Annotated in this window: 14 protein-coding genes and 1 pseudogene; 10 read left to right on the top strand and 5 right to left on the bottom strand. The window is 62.2% G+C overall.

The window, feature by feature from the left end:
• Nucleotides 1-19: 19 nt before the first annotated feature.
• Together F3Y30_RS24810 and F3Y30_RS24805 are read right to left on the bottom strand one after the other, a co-directional pair.
• On the bottom strand, nt 20-1,348 hold the full coding sequence (locus tag F3Y30_RS24810) for an amidase (RefSeq protein ID WP_203426935.1): 1,329 nt from the start codon (nt 1,346-1,348) through the stop codon (nt 20-22).
• A 123-nt stretch (nt 1,349-1,471) separates the two neighbouring features.
• Nucleotides 1,472-2,443 (bottom strand): helix-turn-helix transcriptional regulator, encoded by a 972-nt coding sequence (locus F3Y30_RS24805; protein ID WP_246753033.1) that lies wholly within the window; start codon nt 2,441-2,443, stop codon nt 1,472-1,474.
• 255 nt (nt 2,444-2,698) lie between these two features.
• On the opposite strand from F3Y30_RS24805, the gene F3Y30_RS24800 reads away from it, so the two are divergent.
• The 9 genes and pseudogenes from F3Y30_RS24800 to F3Y30_RS24760 all read left to right on the top strand — a co-directional run bounded on the left by F3Y30_RS24800 (nt 2,699) and on the right by F3Y30_RS24760 (nt 12,997).
• Entirely contained in the window at nt 2,699-3,832 is a 1,134-nt protein-coding gene (locus F3Y30_RS24800) for an extracellular solute-binding protein (RefSeq protein WP_203426934.1), read from the top strand.
• Between the two features lie 30 nt (nt 3,833-3,862).
• Nucleotides 3,863-4,594, top strand: a complete 732-nt coding sequence (locus tag F3Y30_RS24795) for an aspartate/glutamate racemase family protein (RefSeq protein WP_203426933.1) — start codon at nt 3,863-3,865, stop codon at nt 4,592-4,594.
• A complete protein-coding gene (locus tag F3Y30_RS24790) occupies nt 4,594-5,502 on the top strand; it encodes an ABC transporter permease (RefSeq protein WP_203426932.1) in 909 nt (302 codons plus the stop codon). Before F3Y30_RS24795 ends, F3Y30_RS24790 begins: the two co-directional genes overlap by 1 nt.
• On the top strand, nt 5,499-6,326 hold the full coding sequence (locus F3Y30_RS24785) for an ABC transporter permease (RefSeq protein ID WP_203426931.1): 828 nt from the start codon (nt 5,499-5,501) through the stop codon (nt 6,324-6,326). The genes F3Y30_RS24790 and F3Y30_RS24785 overlap by 4 nt, the downstream gene beginning before the upstream one ends.
• The gene (locus tag F3Y30_RS24780) at nt 6,323-7,399 is read left to right on the top strand and encodes an ABC transporter ATP-binding protein (RefSeq protein WP_203426930.1); all 1,077 of its coding nucleotides are present in this window, start codon (nt 6,323-6,325) and stop codon (nt 7,397-7,399) included. Before F3Y30_RS24785 ends, F3Y30_RS24780 begins: the two co-directional genes overlap by 4 nt.
• A gap of 20 nt (nt 7,400-7,419) precedes the next feature.
• On the top strand, nt 7,420-8,502 hold the full coding sequence (locus tag F3Y30_RS24775) for a DUF917 domain-containing protein (protein ID WP_203426929.1): 1,083 nt from the start codon (nt 7,420-7,422) through the stop codon (nt 8,500-8,502).
• The gene (locus F3Y30_RS24770) at nt 8,499-10,037 is read left to right on the top strand and encodes a hydantoinase/oxoprolinase family protein (RefSeq protein ID WP_203426928.1); all 1,539 of its coding nucleotides are present in this window, start codon (nt 8,499-8,501) and stop codon (nt 10,035-10,037) included. Before F3Y30_RS24775 ends, F3Y30_RS24770 begins: the two co-directional genes overlap by 4 nt.
• 197 nt (nt 10,038-10,234) lie before the next feature.
• A pseudogene (locus F3Y30_RS24765) lies at nt 10,235-11,619 on the top strand (aldehyde dehydrogenase family protein).
• A gap of 316 nt (nt 11,620-11,935) precedes the next feature.
• The gene (locus tag F3Y30_RS24760) at nt 11,936-12,997 is read left to right on the top strand and encodes a C45 family peptidase (protein ID WP_203426927.1); all 1,062 of its coding nucleotides are present in this window, start codon (nt 11,936-11,938) and stop codon (nt 12,995-12,997) included.
• Between the two features lie 81 nt (nt 12,998-13,078).
• On the opposite strand, the gene F3Y30_RS24755 is transcribed toward F3Y30_RS24760, so the two are convergent.
• The 3 genes from F3Y30_RS24755 to F3Y30_RS24745 all read right to left on the bottom strand — a co-directional run bounded on the left by F3Y30_RS24755 (nt 13,079) and on the right by F3Y30_RS24745 (nt 16,351).
• A complete protein-coding gene (locus F3Y30_RS24755; RefSeq protein ID WP_203426926.1) occupies nt 13,079-13,957 on the bottom strand; it encodes a polysaccharide deacetylase in 879 nt (292 codons plus the stop codon).
• A gap of 27 nt (nt 13,958-13,984) precedes the next feature.
• Nucleotides 13,985-15,217 (bottom strand): Rid family hydrolase, encoded by a 1,233-nt coding sequence (locus F3Y30_RS24750; RefSeq protein WP_203426925.1) that lies wholly within the window; start codon nt 15,215-15,217, stop codon nt 13,985-13,987.
• A 78-nt stretch (nt 15,218-15,295) separates the two neighbouring features.
• A complete protein-coding gene (locus F3Y30_RS24745) occupies nt 15,296-16,351 on the bottom strand; it encodes a LacI family DNA-binding transcriptional regulator (protein ID WP_203426924.1) in 1,056 nt (351 codons plus the stop codon).
• Nucleotides 16,352-16,610: 259 nt separating this feature from the next.
• Between F3Y30_RS24745 and F3Y30_RS24740 the strand changes: the two genes are divergently transcribed.
• Nucleotides 16,611-17,078, top strand: a complete 468-nt coding sequence (locus F3Y30_RS24740; protein WP_246753032.1) for an Lrp/AsnC family transcriptional regulator — start codon at nt 16,611-16,613, stop codon at nt 17,076-17,078.
• The last annotated feature ends 145 nt before the right edge of the window (nt 17,079-17,223 follow it).

The raw sequence follows: 17,223 nt of genomic DNA, 5'->3' as shown, positions 1-17,223 counted from the left end.
GTTGCGGTGCAGGCGAGTATCAAAGCACGTCCTGAAGCGCGCGTGCAATCGCCAGCAGGTGCGTATCACAGCCGATCGCACCGGTGAGCTGAATGCCCACCGGCAGCACGCCCTGCTTCCCGCAGGGCAGCGAAATGCTCGGCGCGCCGGTCAGATTGGCGTGGGTCAGCGAAACGATCTCATCGTCGCCATCGGCCGAAAGCGCTGGATCCGAGTCGGGAGCGACAAAGGGCACCGTCGGTGCGATGAGCCCGTCTAAATCACGCAACAATGCACCCAGTTCGTCGCGCCATGCTTGCTGGCGGGCCTTGGCTTCGAGATGAACGACGGCTGGTTTGGCCATGCCGGCGCTGATCTGCTCCCGTGTGCCAGCGGCAAAGCCTTCAGGATTGCGAGCAAAGGCTTCGGCATGGACGGCCGCTGCTTCGGGAAGCAGGATATCGAGCAGCGTTGAGGCCATGGCTTGCGGATCGGGAAGATCAATTTCCACCATTTGGACGCCGGCCGTCTGCATTCTACGCAGCGCTGCGTCGATGCAGTCGCGCACGCCCGGCTCAACGGACGGATGACGCCACTGATTTCTCACTACGCCGAGCCGCAGCCCCTGCAGTCGCTCCTTGCCCGCCACCGCGCCGGCGCCTGAGGCCTCGGCATTGCGCATGGCGGCAAAGGCGAGGCCTGCGTCCTCGGCGCTGCGGGCCAATACGCCAAGATGGTCGAGCGATTGCGAGAGCGGATAGACGCCGTCCAGCGGCAGCGCTCCAAAGCTCGGCTTGAAACCGACGATGCCGCAATACGAGGCAGGAGCGCGCACCGATCCGCCCGTGTCCGTGCCGAGCGAAAGCGGCACGATGCCGGCTGCGACGGCCGCTGCCGATCCGCCACTCGATCCGCCCGCGGTGCGGGTCGGATCGAAGGGATTGTTGGTCTGGCCGAAATCGGGATGGACTATTCCGTAGGCGAATTCCAGGAGATTGGTCTTGCCGAAAACAATTGCGCCGGCGCTCCGTAGGCGGCGCACACATTCGGCATCGGTGGCGGCGATCCGCGGCGCTACCGCCTTCGTGGCGAAGGTGGTGGCGATGCCTTCGACGTCGATGATGTCCTTGATGGCCACCGGTACGCCGTGAAGCGTCCCCTTGTCGATCCCCGACGCCAATTCCGCGGTGGCCTTTGCGGCCTCCTTCAGGACAGCCTCTCTCATGGGATCAATGAAGGCATTGAGCTTCGGTTCCCATTCGGTGAGCCGTTCCAAAGCTCGGCGGCAGACGTCGAGGGGCGTGAAGGCCCCATTGCGGTAGCCCGTGGCGAGGGAGGCGACGGAAAGAAAGGCGGTATCTGTCGGCATGGCCTGCGCTTCGTGTCCTTGTCCGGAACAGGAAGCTGAGCATGCGGGCACGCGGACCGCAATGATGCCTGCAGTCACCAGCCCCGGGGCGGTGTCCTGGAAAATGCGGAGCGCCCAGACTGCTCAGAAGTGCGGGAGAATGGCGGAGACGAGTTCGCGCTCGCTGGTGATGTCCAGTCGTTCGTAGAGCCGAAGCTTGTGGTTTTTCACTCCGCCGACGGAGATGTTCAGTCGCTCGGCGATTGAGGCATTGTGGTGCCCCTGGAGCGAGAGCGTGACAATCTCCTTCTGTCGTCTCGTCAACTGATGGAGCCGGGCGAACTGCTCGACGCGTTCGGTGATGTCTGCGGTGTTGCGCCGCAAGAGATAGACGTCGGCGCCGGCAAGAACGGCGTCCTGCGAAGCCCCTTCGAACCGGGCGAGTGACCAGCCGTCGCGGCCCGAAGTCTCGGCTATGCGGCCGCAGCTGATTTCCTCGGGCTGCGGCTCGCGCTCAAAGGCCTGCGTGGCGGCATGTGACCAGGTTTCGGACTTGTAGAGCACGGTATTGTTGCTGCTGAGGATCATGACCTCGGGCTTGCCGAGCCCGTTTCGGTGCAGGAAGAGCGACACCTGGTGCTCGATTGCGTGCAGCATGTGCTGGTGATGCATTTCGATGAGCATGGCTTGCAGTTCGCGCGCCAGCGCCAGTTCCTCGTCCGAAAACCGGCCGCTCTGACGGTCGAGGCAGAGAGCCAGGAAGCTTCCCTCGCTGATCGGGAAAAGAAGCGCGAGCTCGTCTGCGATCATGAGCGTCTTGTCGAGATAACGGGCATAGATGGTGTCGAGCGCGCCACTGTCGCGCAGTTCGTGCAGGCTGAAGACGCGCAGGTCCATCCCGTCGAACCGCCGTGGCAGGGGATCGTGTTGCCACAGCGTGTCCGCATAGAGCGTCTTGGCGTTCGAATTCATCCCGTTCTCCGAGACGATGAGCGGCTTGGCCCTCGTATCGTAGCGGGCGACGATCCAGAAGTCGCAGGGGATCATCTGTCGAACCAGCTCCACCATGCTCTCATAGAAGTTGGGGCGGCCAATGTTGCGCAGTGCCTGGGCCATGCATGCCCCGAAGCCAGGGGGAAGGGCGGGGGCGGCCGGCGCCATCTGATTATTGAACATGAACTTCACCATTTCGCACACTCCCGCTGCAATGAAGCAAGATCCATGCCGGACCGGCGGAATCACATCATTACCCGAAGAAGCACCATGACTGCAGTCACTATAGTGAGGGAAAACTCCATTGCTCTATTGTTCCTGCAGGACTTCTAATCAAAAAGGCTGATCAGCAGGCAGCCAGCACAAAGGGAACGTACCATGTCGAGCGATGCCGAAAACGCAAGGACGCCGTTCAATCTGACACGCAGGGACCTGCTGCGTCATGGCGCCAATGCGGCCATGTTCGCTGCCGTCGCCTCGCAGGTGGACTTCACCAAGCCGGCATTCGCCAATGACCAGAAGCTCACCGGTCCTCTCAATGTGCTCGCCTGGTCTGGCTACAACGATCCGGAACTGATGAAGGGCTTCACGGAGCTCACCGGTGTCGAGCTGAACGTCAAGGAAGCCGAGAGCAACGGTGCCCAGCTCAGCCTGGTGCAGGCCGGCACGATGAAGTTCGACGTCATTAATCCCGATGCCGTCTGGACCTCGAAGTTTGCGGCGGCTGGCCTGACGCTGCCCATCGATACCGCCAATCTCTCCTCGCAGGAGGAGACGATTCCGATGTTCCGCAATCGGCCGGAGACCATGCATGAGGGCGAGGTCTACGCGATACCGACCCGCTTCGGTGTAAACGGCTTCGTCTACTGGCCGGATAAGATTTCCGCCGATGCCGCGAGCGATGCCGATCTTGCCTGGGACGCCTCGCTCAAGAACCGCATCGAGATCATCGACTGGCCGGAGCTCTACCTGTGGATGACCGGCGGCTGGCTCGGGATGAAGACGCCGGAAACGGCGACGGGGGACGACCTTCAAAAGATCCTCGACCGCATGATCGCCTTCCGCCCGAACATGCGGGCGCTGCAGGCCGACATGGGTACCGTCAAGAGTGACCTCGCCAACCGCGAGGCCTGGATGGTCTGGGGGTCGTCGAGCGACAACGTGCGCACCACGGCGCGCCTCGCCGGCGCCAATGTTGACCTGGCAATTCCGAAGCAGGGCGGCGCGATGTGGATGGAGACGCTTCAGATCGTCCGCGGCACCGAACACCTGGCCTCGGCTCTTGCCTATGTCAATTACATGACCAGCGCCAAGGCGATGAAACAGATGGCGTGGGGCGCCGACAAGTTCGCCGTCACGAATGCAAAAGTGAAGGACCTTCTCACGGCCGATCAGGTCAAGGCATTGGGCCTCGACATGATGGAGGAATGGGTCTCCAAGTGCACCATGAGCCAGGCCCCCGTGGACGACATCGCCTGGGCCGACGCATGGCAGACCTTCAAGACCGCCTGAGCTTTGGCGTTTTCTGAAGGAGCACAGCTTATGCATATCCGCGTTATCGTTCCGGTTCTCGAAAGCGACGAGCTCGTCGGGAAGGCGGAGAAGGAATACCGATCGTTTGCCGGCGATGGCGTCACCATATCGGCGGTGCCGCTGAAGCGCGGCACATCTTCGATCGAATGCGCCTTTGATTCCACGCTGGCGGCACCCGAGGTCATGCGGCTCGCGCGGGAGGCCGAGGCCGATGGCGTGGACGCCTGCACGATCGCCTGCTTCACCGATCCTGGGCTCGTCGGCGCCCGTGAACTGGTTTCGATCCCGATCGTTGGCGAAGGCGAGGCTGCCCTGCACATGGCGGCAATGCTGTCGACGCGGTTTACCGTCGTTATTACGGAAAAGCCGTTCTTCTCGCTGATCCGCCGGACGGTAAGCCACTATGGCCTCTCGTCCAGCCTCGCCTCGGTGCGCTCGGCGGATGCGAGTGTGATGGAGCTCAACGAAACCCATCTCGGCCACATCATTTCGGAATGCATCGACAGCGTCGAGAGGGACGGCGCCGAGTCCTTCGTAATGGGCTGCACCGGGACCGGTTTCGACATGGCTTTGACCATTGAGGAAGCACTGCAGAAGCATTTCGGCTATTACATTCCGGTCATCGACCCGGGTAAGGTGGCGCTGCATTTCGCGCGGGCCATGGTGGCAACCGGGCTCAGCCATTCCAAGGCTGCCTACCCGAAGCCGGCCTTCGCTCGCAGCGAGTACAGGTTCGCGTGATGGCTGTCGCCGAGACCCGAGGTCAGCCCCTTGTCGCCGGGGCGGGGCGGACCAATCGCCGACAGCGACTGTTCGCTGCGGCGGGCCTGGCGCCGCTGATTCTCTGGCAATCCGTCTTCTTCGTCCTCCCGGTCCTTCTGGTCTTCGTCATCAGCTTCTGGCGCACGCAAAGCTATCGCATGGTGCCGGACTTCACGCTCGACAACTACCGGGCCGTCTTCGCCAACGCCGCAATCTGGCGGGCGCTGGCACTGTCGATCGAGACCGCCGCCTTCGTGACGATCGCCTGTGCCGTGCTCGCCTATCCGATCGCCTACTTCATCGCCAAGAAGTCCGGCTGGATGAAGAATATCCTGCTGGTCGCGGTCATCGCGCCCTTCTGGATAAGTATCGTCATGCGCGTTGCCGCCTGGCGGCTGCTGCTCGGCGAAAACGGCGTCGTCAATCAGGCACTGATCTCGATCGGCCTTGTCGATGAGCCGGTCGGCTTCCTGCTCTATTCGCCGGTCGCGACCGGCATCGGGCTCATCTACGCCTATCTGCCGCTCTATGTCTTGCCGCTCTATGCCTCGATCGATGCAATCGAGGACAACTGGATTGCCGCGGCCAAGGACCTGAATGCCGGACCAGTGCGCGCATTCTTGGAAGTGACTCTACCGCTTTCACTTCCGGGACTGATCGTCGGCGCGGTTTTCTGTTTCATCTTCGGCATCGGTGAGTTTGTCACGCCGGCCCTGCTCGGCGGTGGGAAGCAACTCATGCTGTCGCAGATCATCCAGGACCAGTTCCAGCGCCGTCTCGATTGGCCGGCCGGAGCGGCGATTGCCATTGTCCTGCTCTGCATGGTGTTCCTGCTGCTTGCCTTTTCGATGAAGTGGTTCCGCCAGGCGAGTGGTGAAAAACTATGAGCAGGCGCGTCTCCTTCCCGAGCCTCAAGGGGTCCCAGGGGCTCCTCAGTCTCTATGCGGTCGCGATCTACCTGTTCCTCTACCTGCCGATCGCGGTCATCATCCTGTTTGCCTTCGATACCAAGCAAATCCCCGGCCTTCCCCTGGACGCTTTGACGACGCGTTGGTTCGCCGAGGGGCTGAACGACGCCAAGCTCGTGGGCTCGCTCCTGACCAGCCTCCGGCTGGCCATCATCTCCGCCGTCCTCTCCACGCTGCTGGCCATGCCCGCGGCCATGGTGCTCGCCTGGCTGCCGATGCGCTTCAAGTCCATCGTCATGTGCCTGGTGCTCGGGCCTGTCGTGCTCCCACAACTCGTGCTTGGCCTCGGCCTCGTCATCCTGTTGCGCGCCGCACCGGACATGGTCGGAGAGCCGGCAATCATACTGGCCCACACGACTATCACCTCCAGTTACGCGACCCTGATCCTCTATTCGCGTTTTCTGGGTTTTCGCAGGAGTTACATCGAGGCGGCAATGAATCTCGGAGCGAACGAATTCGTCGCGTTCCGGGAGATCGTCCTGCCCCTGATGCGGCCCGCGCTGATCTCGGTGTTCATGCTGGCCTTCACTGATGCCTTTGGCGAATTCCTTGTGGCCTGGTTCGTGGCCGGGTTCACGGAGACCTTGCCGATCACGATCTGGACCTCTCTTCGCCAGGTCATTTCCCCGAAGGTCTACGCCTTGTCGTCTGTCATCATCATCGTGACGCTGCTCCTGAGCGTCGTTTCGCAGCTTTGGGTCATCCGCCAAACGCGCCGCACAAGCAAAGTCAAATCCGCATGAATGACACCGTTTCCCACGCCGTCGAGCTTGACCGCATCACCAAGACATATGGCGATGCGGTTGCCATCCGCGATGTGTCAATGACCGTCGGCGACGGTGAGTTTGTCACTATCCTAGGCCCGAGCGGCTGCGGGAAGTCCACGCTCCTGCGGATGATCAGCGGCTTTGCCGACCCGACGAATGGAGATGTGCGCATCTCCGGCAAGTCGGTGACGGGTCTGCCTCCCTACAAGCGCGACACTGCGATGGTCTTCCAGGATTACGCGCTCTTCCCGCACCGGACCGTCGCCGAGAACGTCGCCTTCGGCTTGCGGATGCGCCGCATCGACCGACGTGAGATCGCGCAGCGTGTCGACGAAATGCTCGAACTGATCAACCTCAAGGGTTTCGGCAATCGCCGCGTCAGTGAGATCTCTGGCGGTCAGGCGCAACGCGTCGCGCTCGGGCGGGCGCTTGTCGTGCGTCCGGCCGTGCTGCTGCTGGACGAGCCGCTCGGGGCGCTGGACATGAAGCTCAGGAAGCAGATGCAGACGGAGCTGAAGAAGATCCATCGCGAACTGGGCCTCACCTTTATTGCCGTCACCCACGACCAGGAGGAGGCACTGACGCTCTCCGACCGCATCGCGGTGATGAATGGCGGCCGGATCGAGCAGTTCGACGCCCCGGAGACACTCTACCGACGACCCGCGAGCGGGTTCGTCGCCGACTTTGTCGGCGGAGCCAACCTGATCGATACGGAGGTCGGCGCCGGTGGCGCACTGCTGTGGCGCGGGACGGCCCTTGCCGGGGTCAGTGCCGAGCTTGTCGGCGCCCGCCCGGTGGGGAGCAAAGTGTCGCTGGTGGTTCGCCCGGAGATTGTCTCGACCGCGCCGGCCCCTGCGGCAGGCTCGTGCCGCCTGGAGGCGGAGGTGACGGAAGTGCTGTTTTCCGGCGCCGTCCAGCAAATTGTCGGACGTCTGCCGGATGGTGCAACGATAGTCGCCCATGAACCGGCGCTCGGGGAGCCGCCGGTACGCGGTACGCGGGTGACATTCTCGTGGGACGGCTCGCGGTCCTGGCTGGTCGACCGGTAAACACTTCAAGGCGGATAAGAATGCGTGAACTCGAATTCGACGAACTGGAGGCGCTCGCGATCGGCGCGGGCGTTCTCGGTACCGGTGGGGGAAACCACCCGCATCTGGAACTCATGTGCGCCCAGGCGGACTATCGGAGCGGCCGGCGTGTCCGACTGCTCGACCCGCAAGAACTTGCCGACGACGCGCGCGTAGCCGTCGTCTGTATCATGGGCGCTCCGCTCGTCACGAAGGAAAGGCTTCCCGAACCCGTCGCCATCTGCAAGGCGGTGCGAATGATGGAAGCCCATTGCGGCAAACCGTTCGACGCGATCATGTCGATCGAAATCGGTGGCGAGAATGCCTTTTTCGCCATGCTAGTCGGCATGGAACTCGGGCTTCCCGTCGTGGATGCCGACACCATGGGGCGCGCCTTTCCGGAGGCCCAGATGGCGAGCTTCGCAATCCGCGGACTGTCGATCGCGCCCTTTGCCATCGCGGACATCCGCAACAATGCGGTTCTTATCCCCGATGCGGAGAATGCCGAACGGATCGAGCGCATCGGCCGCAAGGCAGTGGTGGAACTCGGTTCCATCGCCGGTACGTGCGCCGCACCGCGCTCCGGACGGGAGGTGAAGGACCATGCAATCCTCAATTCCGTCGGCCGCGCATTGCGCATCGGCAATGCCGTTCTGGCTTCCCGCCGTGACGGCAGCGATCCGGTTAACGCCGTGCTTGCAGTCGAAAAGGGTGCGCTTCTTTTCACAGGCAAGGTCCAGGACGTCTCCCGGCGCACAACGGACGGTTTCGTTCGCGGCCGGGCGTTGCTCACCGGCCGCGGCACCTACGATGGCCGGACCCTCGAGATCGACTTCCAGAACGAATTTTCCGTCGCGCGTCTCGACGGTCGAATGATCGCCTGCGTGCCGGATCTGATCACTGTTCTCGACGAGGAGAGTGCCGAGGCGATCGGCACGGAAGTTCTGCGCTACGGCCAGCGCGTTTCGGTGATTGCGCTTCCCGCCGACCCCATCATGACGAGCCCGCAGGGACTCGCCGCCGTCGGGCCCAGGGCCTTCGGCTTTGATTTCGACTACCAGCCCTTTGCGGAGACCGTGGAATGAAACGGATCGGGATTGATGTCGGGGGCACCAACACGGATGCGGTGCTGCTCGATGGCGAACGCATCCTGCGCTCGATCAAGACGGCGACCACCACTGATGTGACGACTGGCATCCGTACGGCAATGTCCCACATCCTGTCGGGCGACGATGCCGGGGCGGCCGGCGACATCCGCGCCATCATGATCGGTACGACGCATTTCACCAATGCGGTCATCGAACGACGGGGCCTCTCGAAGGTGGCTGTGGTGCGCATCGGCTTGCCGTCCGCGTCCAGCATCGTGCCGATGCAGGCCTGGCCGAAAGATCTGCGCGACCGGGTGGAGGGACCAGTCTTCCTCATTGAAGGAGGCCATGAGTTTGACGGCCGTCCGATCGTACCCTTCGACCGCGAGCGGATGTACGAAGTCGCCCGCGAAATCCGCGATAGCGGCGTCAAGGCTGCAGCGATCACTGCCGTATTCTCGCCGGTCACCTCTGCCTGCGAGGAGGAAGCGGCTTCGATCCTGCGCGAAGTGGCGCCGAAGGTTTCCATCACGCTTTCCTGCCAGCTTGGTCGGATCGGGCTGATCGAGCGGGAGAACGCCACCATTCTCAACAGCGCGCTCCATTCGCTCGCCCGCGAGACGGTCGCGGCGTTCGAAAGGGCTATTGCCGAAAGCGGCGCGGATGCGCCGCTCTTCCTGACGCAGAACGACGGAACTGTCATGCAGTCCGGCCATGCGGCACGGTTTCCCGTCCTCTGCTTCGCCTCGGGGCCGACCAACAGCATGCGCGGCGCGCGCATGCTGTCCGGCATCGACGAAGCGATCGTGCTCGATGTCGGCGGCACGACGACGGACGCCGGCTTCATCAACGGCGGCTTCCCGCGCGAAGCCAATTCCAAGGTGGATATCGGTGGCGTCTCGACCTTCTTCCGCATGCCGGACGTGGTCGCGATCGCCCTTGGCGGCGGTACCATCGTACACGACGATGCACATCGCATCGGTCCGGAAAGCGTCGGCTACCGGATATCCGAAAAGGCCCGGGTAAAAGGCGGCGATACTCTGACGCTCACCGACGTCGCTGTGAAGCTCGAGCGCATGGCCTTCGGCGAACCATCCCTCGTCGAGGACATCGACGGCGAGCTTGTCGCGCGTGTGGACGGGTGGGTTCATGACAGGCTGGCCGATCTTGTCGACCGCATGAAGACGAGTGCCGCGGAGGTGCCGGTGATCGCCGTTGGCGGTGGTGCCGCGCTGGTGCCGGACCGTTTGCCCGGCATCTCGCGCGTCATCAAGGTGAAGAACGCAGGCGTGGCCAATGCAGTCGGTGCGGCCATGGCGCAGGTCAGTGGCGAGATCGATCAGATTTTCTATGATATCGACCGCGAAACTGCCATTGCCACCGCACGGCGGCTCGCCGAAAGCCGAGCGATCGAAGCGGGGGCCGACCCGGCGACGCTCGACCTCCTCGATGTCGAGGACACCCCACTCTCCTACATCCCAGGCAATCCGCTGCGTGTTCGGGTGCGCGTGATCGGAAATCTTTCCATCTAGAACGCGGCCTGTCGTAAGCGTTTGAAGTGCGGGAAGCGCCGGGGCAGACAGTCCCGGCGTGTTTCGGTTTTGGGCTGGGATCGGTACGGAACCCGACACACTAACGAGGTCGAAGACAGACTACCCTAGAGGGGTATATTCGATGGGACGTGCCTTGACGTATCGATAGACGAGCGAACAAGGAAAGCGTTGTCCCCATGATCAAATGCATATCCCCCGTTGACGGTTCGGCTTACGCCGAGCGTCAGGTCCTGCCTGTTGAAGCGGCGAAGGGTGTTGTCGCGCGTGCGCGCCAGGCGCAGAAGGGGTGGGCGAAGCGGCCTTTGGAGGAGCGCGTGCAGCTGGTGCTGAAGGGGTGGCGCGGCTCAACGAGATGGTGGACGAGGTCGTTCCGGAGCTCGCCTGGCAGATGGGCCGGCCGGTGCGCTATGGCGGCGAGTTCAAGGGCTTCAACGAGCGTTCGAACTATGTCGCGGCGATTGCGGCGGACTCGCTGAAGCCGATCGTCATCGAGGAGAGCGACCGCTTCGAGCGGCGCATCGAGCGCGAGCCGCATGGCGTGGTGTTCGTCATCGCGCCGTGGAACTATCCCTACATGACGGCGATCAACACGGTGGCGCCGGCGCTGATGGCCGGCAACACGGTGATCATCAAGCATGCCAGCCAGACGATCCTGGTTGGCGAGCGGATGGTCCGGGCCTTCGTCGAGGCCGGGGTGCCGGAGGAGGTGTTCCAGAACGTCTTCCTCGACCACGAGACGACCGCGGCGCTGATTGCGGCGAAGAGCTTCGACTTTGTCAACTTCACCGGATCGGTGGAAGGAGGACGGTCGATCGAACGGGCGGCGGCCGGGACGTTCACGCCGCTCGGCCTCGAGCTCGGCGGCAAGGATCCGGGCTATGTGATGGCGGATGCCGACCTCGATGCGGCCGTCGACACGCTGATGGACGGGGCCACCTACAATTCCGGCCAGTGCTGCTGCGGCATCGAGCGGATCTATGTCCATGAATCGCTCTACGACGCCTTCGTGGAGAAGTCGGTCGCCTGGGTCTCGAACTACCGGCTCGGCAACCCGCTCGACCCGGAAACGACGCTGGGGCCGATGGCCAGCCGGCGGTTTGCGGTAAGCGTGCGCGAGCAGATCGCCGATGCGGTGGCCAGGGGCGCGAAGGCACTGGTCGATCCGAAGCTGTTCCCGCAGGACGACGGCGGCGCCTACCTCGCGCCGCAGGTGCTGGTCGACGTCGACCACTCGATGGCGTTCATGCGCGAGGAAACCTTCGGCCCGGCCGTCGGCATCATGAAGGTCAAGGACGATACGCAAGCACTGGCGTTGATGAACGACTGCCAGTACGGGCTGACGGTGTCGCTGTGGACGAAGGACGCCGAGCGTGCGGCCCGGCTCGGCCGCGATCTCGAAACCGGCACGGTGTTCATGAACCGCGCCGACTATCTCGACCCGGCGCTCTGCTGGACCGGCGTCAAGGAAACCGGTCGCGGCGGATCGCTCTCCGTCATCGGATTTCACAACCTCACACGTCCGAAGTCGGTTCACTTTCGCAAGGTGACGGGTACGGCATGAATCGGTGCGGGGTCTCGGCGGAGCTCGCGTAAAGATGATGTCACGCGATGTTCGATTGAATTTCCGCTCTTTGTCTTGCCGAAAAATGAATGCTTCATCGTTTCAAGCGGTTAGCGCGTAGAGATGCCGAAAGTGAAAGGGGTAGCTCCGCGTCAAGCGTGGTGGGATCGGCGTACAGCTCATGTGGGCGGCCATGCAGCAGGAGGGCAGAAGCTGGCACGACCATTGGCGTATTCGCTACGCCAAGGAACTTTCTCGGTCACTCCGCGACAATCCCCCGGATCTCTCTCAGGTCTTCGAAGAAAGGTAGTCCAGAATGACAGTCATAGATTGCAGCGGCGACGGCCGGATGCGGGGGCGGGCACATGGCGAGGCGGCGAGGGAGCAGGTGCGCACTGCTCTTTCGCGCTGGGAAGAGGCGACGATGCGCGACGCCGCCGAACCCGACATCCTGTCCTACGCCCGAAATTTCATCGCCGGGACGGGCCTTTTGCAGGCGGTCGAAAGGCAGATGCCGGACCTCATCGAAGAGGTTCGCGGGATCGCAGAAGGAGCGGCCGTCGATCCCTCGCTCGTAACCGCCTACAATTTCATGGACGAGCAGTGGTGGTACGACCTCGGGTCCGCGCGGGTTGAGCCCGGTTGCAGTCTCCTGGCCGTTGTGGGGCCGGACGAAACGCTTCTCGCCCAGAACATGGATCTTCCCGACTTCATGGACGGTTCGCAGGCGGTTCTGCGGATCCGTGACGATGCGGGGTCGGAAAGCCTGGTGCTGACATCGGCCGGCCTGATAGGACTGACGGGGATCAGTCGCGCCGGACTGGCGATTTGCGTCAACACGCTCCTGATGCTTCGACACAATCCCGCAGGAATCCCCGTTGCCTTTGCCATGCGAAGTTCCCTGGCGCAGCAGGACCGGTATCGAGCCGTTGCGCATCTCCGATCCCTCGATCACGCCAGTGGCCAGCACTTCGCGGTGGCTGACCTCAAGGGGATAACCAGTCTGGAATGTTCGGCAGGGGGCGTCGCCGTCAGCGAAGAGCTGGCGGCTGGTTCGCTGATCCACACCAACCATCCGCTTGCGAGCAGCGATATCGATGCAATGTCGCAAGAGCTGCTGACGGCGCGCGGACGCATAGCAAATTCGCAACGCCGCTATCAGACGCTGACAGAGAGGATTGGGGATATCAGGAATAGCGACGGGATAGTCGAGCTGCTGTCGGACCAAAGCACTCCGCTGTGCATGTCGGCAACGCCAAACTACTCGCTGCAGACCTTTGCTTCGATGGTTTTTAGCCTGGGCGAGGGCGCCTGGGCACGGTTCTGCCTGGCGCAGCCCGGGCATGGCACGTGGCAGGATGTGAGCTTCGATCGCTGAGATCGTTGTCCAGCTGCATCCAGACGGGATCGAAAAGAGCCGCCGGAATGTCCGGCGGCTTTGTCGTTCAGCTATCGAGTTTCACTCGGCCGGTGCGGCATCGACCGGCAGGGATGGTGTCTTGCCGATCCGCCACTGGTCGACATAGTCGTTGCACGTCGTGAAGGTCACGCCGGGCTTGCCGGCAATGTGCCGGATGAGGCCTTCGAGCATGAACATGCGCGCGCCGCGTCCGGTCACCTGCGGATGCATGGTGGGAATGAAGATGCCTTCGCCGACCTTCTCATAGAGGTAGTCGAATTCGTCGATCCAGGTCTGCAGCACCGCGCGCGGGCTGTGTCCACCTGGCAGATAGCCGTTGGGCAGCGGCACGTATTCGAAGTAGAGGAAGTCGTCGAGCATCCAGGAAACCGGCAGTTCGACGAGGTCGACGGGCTTGCCCCATTTCCACGGCTCCGTCGGGGACCACTCGTCGCCGATGCGGCACCAGTAGGGGCTGTATTCCGAGCCCATCAGGCTGCTTTCATAGTTGAAACCGTATTCCACAAGCAGCGGAATGGTGTTGACGCTATTCTCCCAACCCGGAGAGCGATAGCCGCGAGGGCGAATGCCCACGACCTTTTCCAGCGCTTCGAAACCCTTCTCGAGAACGTGCCGTTCCTGGTCGGCCGTCAGCGCCGCGGGATTCTCGTGCACCCAGCCGTGATGGCCGATCTCGTGACCTGCGGCGGCGATGTCCTCCACCGTTTTCGGGAAGGCGAGCGCCGTGTGGCCGGGCACGAAGAAGGTCGCCCTGATCTCGTGTTCTTTCAGCAGGGCGAGGATGCGGCGCACACCCTGGGGGCCGAATTCGCCCCGCGACATCGCGCAGGGGGAATTGGGGCCGAGGCCTCCGATCCAGACCGACATGGCGTCGTAGTCGAACGTCAGCGCGACTTGTACATTCTTTGGCTTGGTCATGATGTTCCCTCGTTGTTGAAGACGATCTCAGGCCTGATCCGGCTCGACCATCGCGAAGGCATCGATCTCGATGATCATGCCGGGATAGGCGAGAGCCGGGAAAACGATCTGGGTGGTGGCGGGGCCGGGATCCGGCATGAACGACGAGCGGATCTCCAGATTCTCGTGCATTGCATCGAGCCCCGTGGGCCCCTCATACATCGTCGTAAGCTTGCACACGTCCGCGTAGGAGGCGCCGAGTTCCCCGAGGATGGTGCCGATGTGGACCATGGCCTGCCGGGTCTGTGGCTTCATCTGGTCGGGATCGACGGCACACCCCTGCTTGTCGAGCGAAACCTGCCCACCCAGGAAGATCATGTCGTGGCATTTCAGGCCATGGTGATAGGGCAGCTTGATCGTCCAGTCCCACAGGCTTTCGGGCCAGGCATGGCGACGCGGCAGGCGCGTACCGTCTTCCCCGAGCATGGCGACGACCTCGATCTTGATCAGGTGGCCGTCCAGGGAGTGCCGCGGCACTGGGATACCGGTAGCCGCCGGTCCCGGCTCATTGAAATGAGCGCCGCAGGCAATCGCAGCCGGTTCGAAGTCCTCGGCCTTGCCCTGGCCGACATACCAGCGATTGATCTTGACGACGTCGTCGAAGCCGGCACCGAAATCCCCGAGCACCGCGCCGATCTGGCGCATGACCTGCCGTGTCTGGGCGATGATGTCCCCGGGGTAGGCAAGGCTTCCTTCGAGCATCGGCGTCTGGGCACTGACGAAGATCATCTTGCCGCAACGAACTGCACTGGCGAAAGGTGCAGGCAGGGGTGTGGCGTCGCTCGAGCTTGCGTATTTCCGCGGCAGTCGAGACCCATCGGCGGCTTGCATCGCATACCCTTCGATGAGCAATTTCTGGCCGGGATATGCAAGATAAGGCAATGGTATCGCCGTAATTGCGGGACGCGCACCTTCCGGGAGCCGCGCGGCTATCATGTCGAGAAGTTCGATTTCTCCCGCCCCATGGTCGTGGACGTAGAAGCAAAGCAGCTTGGTCAGGTCCAAAAGATCGGCGCCGAACTCGCGGAGCACGCGATCAAGGTTTTCAAGCGAACCGTCGACCTGCCGCTCCAAGCTGTCCGGGTTGCGGATCGTGCCGTCGGTGCCGAGGTCCGACTGGCCGCCAAGCCAGATCATTTCGCCGGAGCGGACGCCTTGCTTGTGATGGACAGGTATCGCCCACTGCCAATGGCCCGCCGGCGATGCATACTGCTTTTGCATGTCATACCTCTAAAAATGTAACTATAAGTTGTGTATGTGAATGAAGTTGCTCCACCGGATTGCTGTGGGCGTTTCGAACTAAGCTACCGCTGCAGGTCGATCCGTCGATCCGCGGAAGACGATATCGCCGGGAACCAGGACTTCATGGGGGTCGGCTTCCTGTTCGATCTGATTGATCAGCATCTCGACCGCACTCCTGCCGAGCAGATCCGGATGAAGATCAAGAGCCGTGATGGCGACAGGTGCGGTCCGCGTAACGGCGCCGTCGCTGCCGGCCGCGATCAGAAGTTCGTCGGGTACCCTGATCTGCGCGCGTTCGGCTGCAAAGAACGCACCCACGGCAAGGCGGTCGAGCGAAGTATAGATGGCATCAGGCCTCAGATGGCAGGAGAGCAAACGCTGCGCCGCCGCATAGCCGGCCGATTCGAGGGGAGCTTCATCGATTTCCACGAACAGATCGTCCTGCCCGGTCAACGCAATCCAGTCGAGATAGGCTCGTCGTACCTCGACGCTGTAGGAATATTGCTGCGACGCCAGTATGACGCCGATCCGTTCTGCGCCACGGCTGCGGAAGTGACTGAAAATATCGGTCGCCAGCGCTCCATGGGGGCTGTCGACGGTAAAGTTCAGGCTGTCCCGCTCGTCCTGTGATTTGCCGACGAGGACAGTGGGCAGCCCCTTGGCGGTGAGATGCTCGAGGATAGGGTCCTGACGGATCGGGTCGATGATGATTCCACCATCGATTGGCATGTTGCCCAGCAGTTCCGGTCCCGTGCCGAATGGTGCAAGCAACAGCATGTAGCCGCGCTCCAGGGCGGCACTCACGGCACCCTGCCAGAGACGGATGAAGTAGTCGGTGGTGGAGATGATTTCGGTCATCGTCGGTGGAACAGAGGCAAAGACCGCCAGCGCACCGAAGCCCTTCCCGCGGAGACTGCGAGCATGGAGATTGGCCTGATACCCATGCTCGCGGGCAATTGCGATCACCCTTGCACGGGTATCGGCGTCGAGGCGACCAGTGCCGTTAAGGGCATAGGATACGGCAGTCTTCGAAAGGTTCGCCAGTTCGGCGATCTCCTTGATCCCGATGCGCGGCCGCCTTCCAGCCGGTCTATCCGCCGATTTGCCTGCCATGATTCCCCCTCGCTGGCTCAGGTGCATTCCATCGCTCCAGTGCATGTTTATCTGCTTCAAACCAGCTGCTTAATCGTTTCACCAAATTTCAAAGATGGCAATAGGTGAATTTTCCGGAGTGGCATGCGAACTGAAAGGCTGTGCAGGAGGGGATTGTTTAGCGAGGAGGGAGGCCACTTGCCGGTGCGTGGCCGCAGGCTCGCCAAAACCGCAACAAGGCTGTAAATGCGGCTGTGGCGAACAAACAGGTTGTCCAATCATGATGCACTCGACGCGCATAGACGAACTCGACCGCAACATCATCCGCGAGCTGCAGAATGACGGCCGGCGGCCGCTGCGAGAGGTCGCCCGTAACCTTGGCATAGCCGAAGCCACTGTCAGGCTGCGACTGAAGCGGCTTCAGGACGAAGGCATTCTGCAGATCGTCGCCTTTGCCGATCCGACGAAGCTCGGGCCGTCGCACATGGCGCTGATGTTCCTCTCGGTCCTGCCTGGCGCACATTCCGGCATCGTCGCGACCCTCGCCGACTGGAGCGAGGTGTCCTACCTCTCCACCACCCTGGGCGACGCCGATATCTGCGCGCAGGTGTTGTGTGCCGATCAGGCTGCTCTGTGGGAATTGCGCCAGAAGATCTGCGCTCTGCCGGGCGTCAGTTCGGTGCGAATCCTGAACGAAGTCGATGTGCACAAGATCCGTTTCGCACTTCCTGTTGAAATAACTGACTAATTTCGAAATGCGCAGAAATATGGCTTCTGAAATGCGCAAAATAAATTGAGAATTGCCAAAAATATTTGACATGCGCAGAATCTGTCGGCAATGTTTACGCATTCCGACGGTCTGGGAGTGGCCGTCATCAAATGACGGAGACACG

The sequence above is a fragment of the Sinorhizobium sp. BG8 genome (assembly GCF_016864555.1).
Classification (GTDB): Bacteria; Pseudomonadota; Alphaproteobacteria; order Rhizobiales; family Rhizobiaceae; genus BG8.
This window is presented reverse-complemented; position numbering and strand designations above follow the sequence as displayed.

Excerpts from the sequence above, each read along its gene's own strand:
- F3Y30_RS24810 (WP_203426935.1), bottom strand. The coding sequence starts at position 1,348 with ATGCCGACAGATACCGCCTTTCTTTCCGTCGCCTCCCTCGCCACGGGC.
- F3Y30_RS24805 (WP_246753033.1), bottom strand. The coding sequence starts at position 2,443 with ATGGCCCAGGCACTGCGCAACATTGGCCGCCCCAACTTCTATGAGAGC.
- F3Y30_RS24800 (WP_203426934.1), top strand. The coding sequence starts at position 2,699 with ATGTCGAGCGATGCCGAAAACGCAAGGACGCCGTTCAATCTGACACGC.
- F3Y30_RS24795 (WP_203426933.1), top strand. The coding sequence starts at position 3,863 with ATGCATATCCGCGTTATCGTTCCGGTTCTCGAAAGCGACGAGCTCGTC.
- F3Y30_RS24790 (WP_203426932.1), top strand. The coding sequence starts at position 4,594 with ATGGCTGTCGCCGAGACCCGAGGTCAGCCCCTTGTCGCCGGGGCGGGG.
- F3Y30_RS24785 (WP_203426931.1), top strand. The coding sequence starts at position 5,499 with ATGAGCAGGCGCGTCTCCTTCCCGAGCCTCAAGGGGTCCCAGGGGCTC.
- F3Y30_RS24780 (WP_203426930.1), top strand. The coding sequence starts at position 6,323 with ATGAATGACACCGTTTCCCACGCCGTCGAGCTTGACCGCATCACCAAG.
- F3Y30_RS24775 (WP_203426929.1), top strand. The coding sequence starts at position 7,420 with ATGCGTGAACTCGAATTCGACGAACTGGAGGCGCTCGCGATCGGCGCG.
- F3Y30_RS24770 (WP_203426928.1), top strand. The coding sequence starts at position 8,499 with ATGAAACGGATCGGGATTGATGTCGGGGGCACCAACACGGATGCGGTG.
- F3Y30_RS24760 (WP_203426927.1), top strand. The coding sequence starts at position 11,936 with ATGACAGTCATAGATTGCAGCGGCGACGGCCGGATGCGGGGGCGGGCA.
- F3Y30_RS24755 (WP_203426926.1), bottom strand. The coding sequence starts at position 13,957 with ATGACCAAGCCAAAGAATGTACAAGTCGCGCTGACGTTCGACTACGAC.
- F3Y30_RS24750 (WP_203426925.1), bottom strand. The coding sequence starts at position 15,217 with ATGCAAAAGCAGTATGCATCGCCGGCGGGCCATTGGCAGTGGGCGATA.
- F3Y30_RS24745 (WP_203426924.1), bottom strand. The coding sequence starts at position 16,351 with ATGGCAGGCAAATCGGCGGATAGACCGGCTGGAAGGCGGCCGCGCATC.
- F3Y30_RS24740 (WP_246753032.1), top strand. The coding sequence starts at position 16,611 with ATGATGCACTCGACGCGCATAGACGAACTCGACCGCAACATCATCCGC.